Annotated in this window: 9 protein-coding genes; 6 read left to right on the top strand and 3 right to left on the bottom strand. The window is 70.4% G+C overall.

Features of this window, described 5'->3' with window-relative positions; translation table 11 throughout:
- Window positions 1-185 precede the first annotated feature (185 nt).
- The 3 genes from folP to WME79_RS41890 are packed head-to-tail and all read left to right on the top strand — an operon-like array spanning window position 186 to window position 3368.
- Complete coding sequence (gene folP, locus WME79_RS41900; RefSeq protein WP_437526817.1) at window positions 186-1124, top strand: dihydropteroate synthase; 939 nt, start codon at window positions 186-188, stop codon at window positions 1122-1124.
- Window positions 1117-2433 (top strand): diadenylate cyclase CdaA, encoded by a 1317-nt coding sequence (gene cdaA / locus WME79_RS41895; RefSeq protein WP_437526815.1) that lies wholly within the window; start codon window positions 1117-1119, stop codon window positions 2431-2433. The genes folP and cdaA overlap by 8 nt, the downstream gene beginning before the upstream one ends.
- Window positions 2430-3368 carry a CdaR family protein gene (locus WME79_RS41890; protein WP_437526813.1) on the top strand — a complete coding sequence of 313 codons (939 nt, stop codon included), beginning with the start codon at window positions 2430-2432 and terminating at the stop codon, window positions 3366-3368. Before cdaA ends, WME79_RS41890 begins: the two co-directional genes overlap by 4 nt.
- Before the next feature lie 63 nt (window positions 3369-3431).
- Here the strand turns inward: WME79_RS41890 and WME79_RS41885 are convergent, their stop codons facing one another.
- Window positions 3432-3920 carry a nitrate reductase associated protein gene (locus WME79_RS41885; RefSeq protein WP_437526810.1) on the bottom strand — a complete coding sequence of 163 codons (489 nt, stop codon included), beginning with the start codon at window positions 3918-3920 and terminating at the stop codon, window positions 3432-3434.
- 90 nt (window positions 3921-4010) lie between these two features.
- On the opposite strand from WME79_RS41885, the gene WME79_RS41880 reads away from it, so the two are divergent.
- Window positions 4011-4712, top strand: a complete 702-nt coding sequence (locus WME79_RS41880) for a hypothetical protein (protein WP_437526808.1) — start codon at window positions 4011-4013, stop codon at window positions 4710-4712.
- Window positions 4713-5983: 1271 nt separating this feature from the next.
- Window positions 5984-7303, top strand: a complete 1320-nt coding sequence (locus tag WME79_RS41875) for a carbohydrate porin (RefSeq protein ID WP_437526806.1) — start codon at window positions 5984-5986, stop codon at window positions 7301-7303.
- A 96-nt stretch (window positions 7304-7399) separates the two neighbouring features.
- Here WME79_RS41875 and WME79_RS41870 read toward each other — a convergent pair whose 3' ends face one another.
- Together WME79_RS41870 and glpK are read right to left on the bottom strand one after the other, a co-directional pair.
- Entirely contained in the window at window positions 7400-8191 is a 792-nt protein-coding gene (locus WME79_RS41870) for a UPF0158 family protein (protein WP_437526803.1), read from the bottom strand.
- Between the two features lie 276 nt (window positions 8192-8467).
- Entirely contained in the window at window positions 8468-10012 is a 1545-nt protein-coding gene (gene glpK, locus WME79_RS41865; RefSeq protein ID WP_437526800.1) for a glycerol kinase GlpK, read from the bottom strand.
- A gap of 236 nt (window positions 10013-10248) precedes the next feature.
- Between glpK and WME79_RS41860 the strand changes: the two genes are divergently transcribed.
- Window positions 10249-12132 (top strand): adenylate/guanylate cyclase domain-containing protein, encoded by a 1884-nt coding sequence (locus WME79_RS41860; RefSeq protein WP_437526797.1) that lies wholly within the window; start codon window positions 10249-10251, stop codon window positions 12130-12132.
- Window positions 12133-12195 lie beyond the last annotated feature (63 nt).

Here is a 12195-nt window from a genome sequence, read left to right as displayed (position 1 = left end):
AGCCGGCGCCCGAAGCGAATGTGGACGCCGGTGCGCCGTCCAACGCCGGCGCGCGCCCGGCGGCCCAGCCGGCATTGGCGGAGCGCGACGCGCCGGACCACCCTCGCGATGTTCCAATTGCTCCTGGAAAACATCGATTCGAGCAGACAATTGCCGTTCGGCGCAAAAGTTGCTACCCACAGGAAATGTCCCCGCTGCGCATGCTGCTCGAACGCCGCAGGAGCGTGGTGATCATGGGGGTCCTGAACCGCACGCCGGACTCGTTCTCCGATGGCGGTCGCTTTGCGGATGAAGATACGGCTCTCGCGCAGATCGATGCGATGCTCTCCGAGGGGGCAGACATGATCGACATCGGCGCGGAGTCGACGCGGCCGGGCGCGCGGCCCGTGCCGGATGACGAGCAGATCGCGCGCATCGGTGGGAGCGTGCGCGACGCGGTGAGGAGGGGAGCGGTGGTCTCCATCGACACGACCTCGCCCGTCGTCGCGGCGCGCGCGCTCGACGATGGCGCTGCCGTGGTCAACTCGATCTCGCTCGACAGCGCGGCGGAGCTCGGCGCGCTCTGCGCTCGGCGCGGCGCGTCGCTCGTGCTCATGCACAGCCGCGGCCCGATGGCGGCGATGGCCGGCTTCTCCGCGTACCCCGACGACGCCTACGGCGACGTCGTGGCCGACGTGGCCCGCGAGTGGTCGAGCGCCGCCACGCGGGCGCTCGAGGCAGGCTTGCCGGAGGGCGCGCTCGTCCTCGATCCGGGCCTCGGCTTCGCCAAGAACGCGCGGCAGTCGCTCGAGCTGTGCGCCAGGCTGCGCGAGCTCTGCGCCCTCGGCTTTCCGGTGCTCGTCGGGCCGAGCCGCAAGTCGTTTTTGGCGCGCGCCGCCGCTTCGGAGGCCGCGGCGCGAGGCGACCGCGGGGAACCGCCGCTCGCTCCGCCCCCGGACCGCCTCGGCGGTACCGTCGCCGCCGCGCTCGCGTGCGCCGCGCGCGGCGCCGCGGCCGTCCGTGTTCACGACGTCCGCCCCGTGCGCCAGGCGCTCGACGTGATGCGCGCGATCGAGCGCGCGGGCGCCGGCGACCGGCGGCGCCCGGATGGCTCCGTCGCCCAGGGGGCGCGCGGCGATGGTTGAAGGGTTCCTCCGCCTCTTCTCGGTGAGGCCGGCGACGCAGGTCATCCGGGACTTCTTCGACATCTTCATCGTCGCCTACGTCGTCTATCGCGCGCTCCTCGTGCTGCGCGGCACCCGCGCGATGCAGATGGGCCTCGGGCTCGGCATCGTCTTCCTCATCTATCTCGGGGCGAAGATCTTCGGCCTGACGACGCTCCTCAACCTCCTCTCCTGGCTCCTCTCCTCGATCATCCTCATCGTGGTCGTCGTCTTCCAGAACGACATCCGCCGCGCCCTCATCCGCGTCGGCGGCAGCAACTGGTTCACGAGCGGCCGCGAGCAGCAGTCGCGCGTCATCGACGAGGTGGTCGCCGCCGCGACCGAGCTCGCCCGCCACCGCATGGGCGCGATCATCGCCTTCGAGCAGGACGCCAACGTGCTGGAGTTCGTGAAGAGCGAGGGGATCCACATCGACTCGGTCGTCACCCGAGAGCTGCTCGTCTCGCTGTTCGTCCCCGAGTCGGTGAACAAGCTGCACGACGGCGCGGTGCTGATCCGCGACCTCAAGATCGCGCGCGCCGGCGTCTTCTTCCCGATGCCGGAGACCAAGATCCTCGACGCCAGCCTCGGCTCCCGCCACCGCGCCGCGCTCGGGATCACCGAGGAGACCGACGCGGTCGTCGTCGTCGTCAGCGAGGAGCGCGGCACGATCAGCTTCTGCTTCAGCGGCAACATCGTCTCGAACCTCGACGGCCAGTCGCTTCGGCACGCGCTTCTCGGCCTCTTCGGCCGCTCGTCGCGCAGGCGGCGCTTCGCCAAGAAGGTCGCCCAGGTCGGCCGCGCGAGCCTCCCCACGCCGGCGGCGGCGCGCGGCCCCGCCGTGGGCGCGACGCAAGGCGCCGGGCAGGCGCACGAGCCTGGCAAGCCCGCCGCCGCGAAGCCTGCGCCGATCGAGGCCAAGCCTGCAGCAGCGCCGGTCTCGAAGACGTCCTCGATGATCAGGGCGGCCGTGGACCCCGACGCGCGGCCGATGGCGCGGATGTCGACGTCCACGCCGATGCGCTCGGGCGCCGAGGCGCGCGCCGCGATGGGATCCAGCGCCGACCTGCGCGCCGCGGCCGAGGCGCGGGGCTCGGGGGGGCCGGCCACGCCGCAGGACGCGGATCACCCGTCCGAGCGCGGCCGGCCAGCCATGGTCGATGTCCCCGCGGCGGCCGCGACCGACTCTCCCGTCCCGTCACAGCGCACCTTCGTCCCGACCGGGCAGGTCGCGGCGACCGCCGCATCCAAGGGGAGCGCGGAGGGGATGCCCCCGCGAGATGAGCCATGACGCTTGCCGGCATCCGCGAGGCGCTCCGCTCGGCGCTGCTCGACAACCTCGGCCTCAAGCTGCTCTCGATCACCTTCGCGCTGTGCCTCTACGCCTTCATCCACGGCGCGGAGAACGCGCAGCGCACGCTGATGCTCAGCGTCGTCTCGATCCTCCCGCCCGAGTCGAGCAACCGGCAGCTCATGACCCAGATCCCGAACGAGGTGGCGGTCACGGTGCGAGGCTCCCGGACGCAGCTCGACGACCTGCGCGCCGAGAGCCTCGGGACGCTGCGGCTCGATCTCCGCAACGGCACGGTGACGCACATCGATCTCGACGCCTCGATGTTTCACGTGCCGGCCGGGCTGATGGTTGAGCAGATGTACCCGTCGACGATCGAGCTCGGCTGGGACGACGTCGTCACCCGGGCCATCCCGGTGCACGTGCCCCGCACCGGGGACGCCGCGCAAGGGTTCCTCGTGAAGGGGATGATCTCGGTGGAGCCGCCGATGGTCAGCGCCCGCGGCCCGCGCTCGGTCGTCGACGTGATGCAGCTCGCGCGCACCGCGCCGTTCGACATCAGCGGGCTCACGGAGGGCACCTACCAGCGGCAGCTGGCGCTCGATCGGCCGCCGAAGCTCGTGACGTACAGCTTCGAGAGCGTGATGGCGACGCTAGAGATCGGGCGCGAGCTCGCCACGCGGACGTTCGAGCGCAAGGTCGAGGTGATCGGCATACCGCGCGCGACGGTCGCGCCGGCCGTGGTGCAGGTGAGGATCACGGGGACGCCGGAGGACGTAGGCGCCGTCAACGCCGACGCGATCGTTGTGCGCGTGGAGCCCAAGGCGGCGAACCTCGATCTGAACCAGCCGGGCAGCGACTTCCTCGACGTGCTCGTCGACGTTCCGCGCGTCACCGCGGAGGTCAACCCGTCGAAGGTCATGGTGAAGTGGTGAGCGCAGCGCGCTGACGGCTCCGCCGGGAGCGCGCGCGGCGACAGCGGCGCGCCGCGCGGCTGCTCAGCCGGACGGCCGCTCGCCGCCGGCGTCCCGGGACAGCCCGAGCTCGCCGAGCAACGCGCGCAGCTTCTCGGGCCCGCGCTTCGGATCGGCAAGCTTGACGATGGCGTAGCGCTCCTCCTCGGTCAGCTCCGCCAGGCGGCCGAGCGCGCCCTCGTCGAGCGCGCCGTCCGGGCCGAGCCGGTCGCGCAGCCGCGCGCTGACGCTCTCCCGGTCCCAGGCCGCGCGGCGCACCGGCGCGCCAGCGAGGGGGGCGAGGGCGACCCCGGCGCGCTCCGCGAAGCCGCGGAGCACCTCGGCGTAGACGGCGACGTCCTCGTCCGTGTCGGCCGGCAGGTGACACAGGGCGAGCCGCTCCGCGCGCGACAGCGCCTGCCACCCTGCGAGCGAGATCTTGATCTCGGCGAGGTCCAGCTTCCGCCGCACCGAGAGCGGCACACAGTCGAGCGAGGCGTGGACCTCGCCCTCGAGCGCGAACTGCCTGTACATGGCGCCAGTCTATACCCGCTGCCCGCGCCGCGGACGCCCTGCGAGCCGCGCGGGATGGGATGCGCGGCGCCGTTGCGCTAGCCTGCCGATGTGCGCCGCTCCGGGCTCCTCACGACGCTGCTCGCGTTGCTCGCGCTCGCGTCGCTGACCCCGAGCGCCCACGGCCAGGTCGCGCCGTCGGCGGCGGCGCCGGTGCCGCTCGACCGCGTCGTCGTGCGCTGGCACGCGCCGGAGACGGGCGGCGTGCGCCGGCCTCAGTTCATCTTCGAGCGGGAGCTCGCCTTCGAGGCGCGCCTCGAGGCGCTCGCCGATCCCGACGCGGAGCCTGGGCTGTACCGGGACAGGCACGTCCGCGCCGCGCTCGACAGGCACATCGCGGAGACGCTGCTCGCCAGCCTGCCGATCTCGCCGGCGCCGACCTCGGCCGAGGTGGCGCAGCGGGCCGAGGCCGCCCGGATCGCGCTGGAGCAGCGCGCTCGCGGCCGCGCGCGCCTCCTCGCCGCGGCGGCCGCCGAGGGGATGAGCTCCGACGAACTCGACGCGCTGCTGCGCCGCCAGGCGCGCGCGAGCTTGTACCTGGATCGCATGGTCGCGCCGATGCTCGAGCCCACCGATTTCGAGCTCAAGATCGTCCTGCGCTCCGGCGCCACGCCGTTCAAGGATCAACGTTACGAGGAGGTCGCGCCGGCGCTGAAGCGCTGGTATGTCGGGCAGCGGCTCGCCCAGGCGCTCGACGCGTACTACCAGAACGCGCGAGCGCGGGTCTCCTTGAGCATCATGCCCGCTCGCTGAGCCGCGCCGCGCGACGCGGCGAGCGGCCGGTCAGCTGCGCGCCGGGTGCTGGCACGACCGGGCGGCAGGAGAGCAGAAGTCCATCTCGCGGGTCGATTCCTCCTCTCGATATCGCAGCACCAGACATCGTGAAGAGTGCTCACAAGCCGTTGTTCACGCGGAGGATGGAGGCCTCTCTTTCAACCACTCAGGCGTTCCGTGCGGCGAGTCGGGGGCATCATGGCGCTCGCCGCAACTGCGCCCGGGGGCCTGCCAGGCACCACCCGGCCTCGCCGAAGCAGAATGGGATGTCTCGGGGCGACAGCGCAGCGCCCTTCCTGGACAAGAACATGTCCACCCGCGCTGCACGGCAATCAAGACTGACCCGCTCTGGATCTGCGCCGGTCGGTACGCCGTTGCAACGCGATGCGTTATCCGGTCGACCAAGGGCGATCTGCCTGTGCAGCCTGCGCTTTGCGGCATGGTCCTGCGCGTGTGCGCAGGATCCGTTCGCTGGCGCGGCGCGTTCGGTGCGCCGGCGAGCGTCAATGACGCTCACCGGGGCGAGGGCTCGCCCTGGGTTCAACCCAGGAGACAGAGACGAGCACCGCGGCGACGCCTCGGCCGGGTGTCGACTTGAAAAGCCAGCTTCAAGGTCCCGAAACATGCGGCGCACCGTCGCCACCACGTTGCAAAAACGCAGCTGGCCGGGGCTCGCCAATGCAGCCTTCCTGTCCGTGTCACGCGCGCGGCGCGCACCCGGTAACGCACCAGGGGGCACCCGTGAATTCTTCTGGCAACACTTCAGCCAGCACGAGCCTGTTTTTGGTGCGACGCGTCATTCTGGGCCCCCGTTCCTGGCTCGAGGAAGAGAGCGGGTCCTGCTTAATCCAGTGATTTCGATTACTTAATAATAACGCGCCGCAGAAGATGACAAACTGCTGAAGGCGGTTCGGAGACCTTTGACATGAACAGAACGTTCCTGTTAACTGTGCCCCCCGCGGGCCCCGCATGTGTGGCAGCGGGTGGCTCTTTCCTACAGAGTCAACTTAGATTCTCTTGACAGGCCACTACCTCTGCCGCGCTTGGCCATCTGGCCGAATCACCTCCCATCACCCCAAAGCACACTCCCAGAGAATGGATAGGAGCGTCGTTCGATGACATCACTTATGAGAGACAGGTCGTCGGTCCCCAGCAAGCGAATCGCGGGTCGGCGCGCCGCTGTCCGAGCCCTCGGGCTGCTTTCCGTCTCCGCCCTGTGCCTCACGGCGGCGCCGCGGTCGGCTCACGCGGTGGGGAGCGAGAATTTTGAGTGGCACTGGTACTCACGCCTCGGCATGGCGTGGTCCCCGGTCTACGGGCAGAACGTCCAGGGCGCGTCCCTGAACCTGCTCGGGTTCGGCATCGGCGGCCGCTACGAAGAGGGCGATTACTCCGAGCCGTCGTTCGTCGCGCACGTGGTGAAGGGCGCGACGCCGGATGACTTCTACGTCAAGTCCGAGATGACGTTCGCCATCTGGAACCAGTACGGCGGGCCGTTCATGCAGCCGTCCTCGAACGGTGGCCAGTCGATCACGGTTCAGTTCAACCAGGCGTACATCGAGGCCGGCAACTTCCTCGTCCCGGGCCTCAGCGTCTGGGGCGGCGCGAAGTTCTTCCGCGAGCAGTACGCGCCCATCGGCGACTACTTCTACCTCGACGACCTCAGCGGCCAGGGCGGCGGTATCAAGTACGGCGGCCTGCAGCTCGCGATCCTCGGGTATCGCGGCTTTGGCGCCACCACCCCGCCCTACAACGTCGACGTGAACGGGGACGCGCCGGGCGGGGGCCTCGAGCGCTTCCGCACCATCTTCGCCGGTAACTACAAGGCGGAGTTCGGCGGCGAGGCCAAGCACCACGTCAAGGTCCACGGCGAGTTCCATGTCCTGCCGGCCGCGAAGCTGGGCGAGGGGTACGCGGTGCCCGATAACGCGCCGGCGGACTTCGGCGGCGTCATCGGCGCGAAGCTGCACCTCGGCCTCGGCCAGGGCAACTTCAGCGACACGGCGGTGCGCTTCGGCACCGGCATCGCCAACGGCGCCGCCGGCGGCGCGAAGACGTACCAGACCTGGGGCGCCCCGAACTCGGACAACACCTTCGCGGGCTCCTTCGCCATCGAGGCGGTCGAGCACCTCGGCTTCCGGCTCGGCGATGCCGCCGCCCTGGAAGGCCTCGCCACCTTCCACTACACGAAGGCGGCGTACGAGGCCGAGGGCGGCGCGCCCGCGACGGCCCTCGAGAAGCAGATGGACTTCTCGGTCCAGGCGAACGCCACGATCTTCGCGCACAAGAACTTCCACCCCGTCGTCGAGGCCTCGTTCCAGGGCCGCAAGGACGGCGAGGGCGAGCTGGGCACCGCGGTCAAGGTGTCGGTCGTCCCGACCCTCGTGCCGACCGGCGAGCTGAGCGCGGGCGCGCGGCCGCACTTCAAGCTCATCTACTCGCTCGCCATCTACAACGAGGCGGCGAGGGATCAGGCGATGTCCGGCTACCTGCAGAGGACGGGCGCCGGTCCGGGTGTCGGCTCGACGCTCGGCCAGTACATCGGTGCCCGCACCGACTGGTACTTCTAGACCGCTCGACGCTCGAAGCCGTCGCTCCCCTCCGTTCCCCCACCCACCCTCAGGCCAGCGCCCCGGCGCCGCGATCGCGGCGCCGGCGGCGCGCCCTCACGCCGTATCGCTGCGCGACTCGCTCGCGATCTCCTGCGAGGCAGGCCCGGCGTCATCGTCCACCGGCCCCTGGGCCTCGTGGTAGTGGTGCGCGAACGAGCGCGCCGCGCGGCGCGCCTTCAGGAACTCCGCGAACGCTGTCAGCGTGTCGAGATCCCGCGGGCCGAGCGCCTCGGCGATGTCGCGGAGGTTCTTGCGCAGGCTCTCCACGCTCTTGCCGCGGCGGGGCTCTCGCGTCTCCTCACGCTCGCGCTCGCGCGCCGGCGGCTCCACCGCAGGGACCGCCGGGACGACCGGCTCCGGACGAGACGGCACCTCCGGCACCCAGAGCGGGCGAGGGACCGGGTTCAGCGCGTGGGCGCTCAACCACGCCTCCATGAAGATCCGCAGCCGCTCGCTCCGGAACGCGAACCAGCGCTCCCGCTCCGGACCGTAGGACATCAACACATCCTTGAAGCGACGGAACGCACCCTTGCCATCGATCGCCTGGCTGAGCTTCGCCTGGAGATCCATGTCTTCCACCATCGGGATGTAGCGCTCCATCCACCGGTACTGCTCGCGCGAGCTCACGGGATCGATCCGGAGGTAGTTCGCGTCTGCCGCGATGCGCGCGTGCATCTGCGGATCCGCCACGCCGTCGACCACCCGCAGCACGTCGCCCGTGCCGAGGTGCAGGTACGAGTGCACCTCTGGGGCGTTGTTCTCGAAGGCGTCCTCCAGCGCCTCCCAGTCGATCGGGATGTCGCGAACGGCCGTCCCGCCGGCTGAAGCATTCTCGGTAGTCGGCATGTCCTCCTCGTCTCCATCGAAAGCAGCGAGGCGGCGGTGGGCTGGCCGCGCGCCTCGGTTCAAGTGCACCAAGTTTGAACGGAAATGCGCCGTCGTCATAGCACTCTACGCTGGTTGGGGGCTTCTGGGCCTAACTCTCGCAACCTAGGGTTGATTCCTTGATCCGGAAGCCCGTTCGGCCGCCGAGCCGCGGCGCGATGACGGCTCGGGAGAGAGCTTCGGAAGACCTGGTTCAAGCGGAAAACAGCGTGGAAATTCAGGGGAATCGGCGAGTGCTCAGCTGCGCTTCGAGCGCGTGCGGGCGACAGCGTCGGCCCAGCGGTGGAGGTGGGCGGATCGATCCGCTTCGCTCATCTCGACCTGGAAGCTCTGCCCCACACGGGAGATGCGGGCCGCGTCCTCCTTCGTGAGGAAGAGGCCGGCGCCGACGCCGGCGAGCATTGCCGCGCCTCGCGCCGTCGTCTCCAGGTCGGTGGGGCGCTCGATAGCGACGTTCGCCACGTCCGCCTGGAACTGCATGAGCAGGTCGTTCGCGGCGGCGCCGCCGTCCACGCGCATCCGGCGCAGCGGGTGGCCCAGGTCGTCGGCCATGGCCCGCACGAGATCCGTCACGGAGAGCGCGATTCCCTCGAGCGTCGCGCGGGCGAGGTGCGCCGCGGTCGTGCCGCGCGTCACGCCGGAGATGATCCCGCGAGCGTCCGGATCCCAGTAGGGCGCGCCGAGGCCCGAGAGCGCCGGGACGAACGTGACGCCCTCGCTCGAGGGCACGCTGCGGGCGAGCGCCTCGATCTCCGCCGCGCTCTTGATGACGCCCAGGCCGTCGCGGAGCCACTGCACCGCCGCACCGGCGATAAAGGCGCTTCCCTCGAGCGCAAAAACCACCTCGGAGCCGATCTGCCACCCGACGGAGGTGAGCAGGCCGAAGCGGCTCCTGAGCGGGCGATCGCCGATGTTGGCCAGCACGAACGCGCCGGTGCCATAGGTGCACTTTGCGTCGCCTGTCGCGAAGCAGGCCTGGCCGAAGAGGGCCGCCTGCTGATCGCCCGCGATGCCAGCGATCGGGATGCCGTCGGGCAGGTGCGGGAAGCCGCGAGTCGCCGCGATGCGTCCCGCCGACCCGACGATCTGCGGCAAGAGCGAGCGCGGGATCTGGAGCATGGCGAGCATCGCGTCGTCCCAGCTCAGCGACGCGAGGCTCATGAGCAGGGTGCGCGACGCGTTGGTGACGTCGGTCGCGTGCACGGGGGAGCCGCCGGCCGCGTCGCCCGAGAGCCGCCAGACGAGGAAGCTGTCGATGGTGCCGAAGCAGAGCTCGCCTCGCTCGGCGCGCGCGCGCGCGCCGGGCACGTTGTCCAGGAGCCACGCGAGCTTCGTGCCGCTGAAGTACGGATCGAGCACGAGGCCGGTGGTCTCCTCCACCGCCTGCTCGTGGCCCGCGGCGCGGAGCTCGGCGCAGCGCGCCGCCGTGCGGCGGTCCTGCCACACGATCGCGCGGTGGATCGGGCGCCCGGTCGCGCGCTCCCAGACGAGCGTCGTCTCGCGCTGGTTCGTGATGCCGATGGCCTTGATCGCGCTGCCGGCCACGCCCGCCGCCCTGAGCGTCTCGCCCACGGCATCCTGAACGCTCTGCCAGATCTCCTCCGGGTCGTGCTCGACGAGACCTGGCTCCGGGAAGTGCTGGCGAAATTCGCGCGTGGCGCGGCCGAGCGTCGCGCCCGACGTGTCCATGAGGAGAGACGTCGTTCCGGTGGTGCCCTGATCGATCGCGAGGAGGTACGCGGAATCCATGCGGCCGACTAACGCGGCGGCATGTGGGCGCATAGCCGTTCCAGGCGGCGCCTCCATGAGATGCAGGGCCCGGTAAGCTAATCATCCGGTCAGTAATCCAGGCGACAGCCGACGACAGCCGCCCCGGGCGGTCGGCCCCAGCGCAGGTGTTTCCAGCGGGGCCGAGGCGCATTTCGCGCGGCCCGGTACGGTCGCTCCCCTCGGCCGGCGCTGGACTTCGGCCGGAAAGATTGTCGGTCCGTGCCCGGCTGGGTAATCTGCCAGAACCGATGGCCCGCCTCATCCTGCAGACCGCCGAGGGCCAGCAGGCGATCGATCTGCGGCCCGTGAACTCGCTGGGGCGCCACCCGAACAACTCCATCCAGTTGCTCGACAAGATCGTCTCCAAGGAGCACTGCATCATCGAGCAGCGGGGCGATCACTTCGTCCTGCGCGATCTGGGGAGCCTGAACGGCACGTTCATCAACAGCGAGCGTGTCCGGGGCGAAGCGCCGCTGAAGCACGGGGACGAGATCGCCCTGGGATCCACGCGTGGCCGCTTCGACGATCCGGCCGCCCCGGTCGCGCCGCCCCTCGTCCCGGGCTGGCCGCCCGTGGTCAACCACCAGGGCGCGGCGCCGCAGCAGCCGCCGGCCCACGGGTATCCGCCGCAGCAGCCGCAGTACCAGCGCCAGCCGCCGCAGCCGCCGCTCCCGGGCACGCCGGTGGCGCCGCCGGTGACGCGGCAGCCGTACGTGCCGCCGCCGCCGCTCGGCGCCGGGCCGGGCGGGACCGCGCCGCTGCCGGGGCGCTCGGGGGCGCACGGAGGCTCGTTCGTCGCGCAGGGCACCCGCATCGACGTGAACGATCAGGCCCGGCAGATCGGGACCCAGATCGCCGCGGTCGACAAGGGGTTCCTGGCGTTCGATCGGATCGCCAACGACATGAACCAGCTGCGCGCCGACTACGAGCGGCTGCGCCTGTCGCACGAGCTGTCCCGTGAGATCGCCGCCGAGCGCGACACGACGAAGCTGCTCGAGAAGATCCTCACGAGCGTGTTCAAGTTCATCCGCGCCGACCGCGGGGTGATCTTCCTGCGCAACGAGAACGGCGAGCTCACCCCGCAGGCCATGCAGCGGCGCGACGGGACGACGGCCCCGATCAGCGTGTCGTCGACGATCCTGAACCACGTCGTCCACGAGCGGGCCGCGGTGCTGACCCACGACGCGGCGATGGACTTCGCTGCGTCGAAGGGCAAGAGCATGATCCTGAACCGGATCAGCTCGGCGATCGTCGCCCCGCTGCAGCACAACAGCGAGGTGCTCGGCGTGCTGTGGCTCGACTCGGAGACGCTCGCGCAGTTCCAGCCCAAGGATCTCGAGCTGGTGACGGCCATCGCCTACCAGGCGGCGATGTTCATCGAGATCAACATCCTCGGGAAGAAGATCGAGAACGAGATCGTCACGCGCGAGCAGCTGCGACGGCTGCTCTCGCCGAACATCGCCGAGCGCGTCCTGAGCGGCCAGCTCGCCGTCAAGCCGGGCGGCCAGCACGTGGAGGAGTGCACCGTCTTCAACAGCGACATCCGCGGCTTCACGCGCATGGCCGAGAGCAAGCGGCCCGAGGAGCTCGTCGAGATGCTGAACAAGTACTTCGAGCGGATGGTCGACACGATCTTCCAGTTCGAAGGCACGCTCGACAAGTTCATGGGCGACGGGATCATGGCGCTCTGGGGCGCGCCGGTCGCCCACCGGGACGATGCGGTCCGCAGCGTGGAGTGCGCCCTGAAGATGGGCGAGGTGCTCGGCGAGTTCAACCGCGAGCGGCTCGAGATGGGCGAGCTGCCGCTCGCGGTCGGCATCGGGATCCACAGCGGCCCGCTCGTCGCCGGGTACATCGGGAGCTCGAAGGCGCTCAGCTACACGGTGATCGGCGACGTGGCGAACACGTCGGCGCGGCTCTGCTCCATCGCGCTGGCCGGACAGATCGTCATCAGCGAGAGCACGTACGCGCAGCTCGGGGGAAGGTTCGAGACCGAGGAGCTCCAGCCCGCCAAGGTGAAGGGCAAGGACAAGCCGGTCACGATCTACAACGTCATCCGGAGCCGGCCGATGTCGCAGGTCCCGGCGAACGCCTTCATTCACGCCGAGCCGACGAACGCCCTCCCTGAATGACCGCGGTGACGCGGCGCCTCGGCCGATCGGCTGGGGCGTGCGCGCGCGTCATCCCGCGGACGA

The organism is Sorangium sp. So ce726 (assembly GCF_051521405.1).
Classification (GTDB): Bacteria; Myxococcota_A; Polyangia; order Polyangiales; family Polyangiaceae; genus Sorangium.
The sequence above is the reverse complement of the archived record's forward strand: the minus strand, read 5'-3'. Positions and strand labels throughout refer to the sequence as shown.

Bases quoted from the DNA above. Each gene is read 5' to 3' on its own strand.
- cdaA (WP_437526815.1), top strand. From the start codon at position 1,117: ATGGTTGAAGGGTTCCTCCGCCTCTTCTCGGTGAGGCCGGCGACGCAG.
- WME79_RS41860 (WP_437526797.1), top strand. From the start codon at position 10,249: ATGGCCCGCCTCATCCTGCAGACCGCCGAGGGCCAGCAGGCGATCGAT.
- WME79_RS41885 (WP_437526810.1), bottom strand. From the start codon at position 3,920: ATGTACAGGCAGTTCGCGCTCGAGGGCGAGGTCCACGCCTCGCTCGAC.
- WME79_RS41870 (WP_437526803.1), bottom strand. From the start codon at position 8,191: ATGCCGACTACCGAGAATGCTTCAGCCGGCGGGACGGCCGTTCGCGAC.
- folP (WP_437526817.1), top strand. From the start codon at position 186: ATGTCCCCGCTGCGCATGCTGCTCGAACGCCGCAGGAGCGTGGTGATC.
- WME79_RS41890 (WP_437526813.1), top strand. From the start codon at position 2,430: ATGACGCTTGCCGGCATCCGCGAGGCGCTCCGCTCGGCGCTGCTCGAC.
- glpK (WP_437526800.1), bottom strand. From the start codon at position 10,012: ATGCGCCCACATGCCGCCGCGTTAGTCGGCCGCATGGATTCCGCGTAC.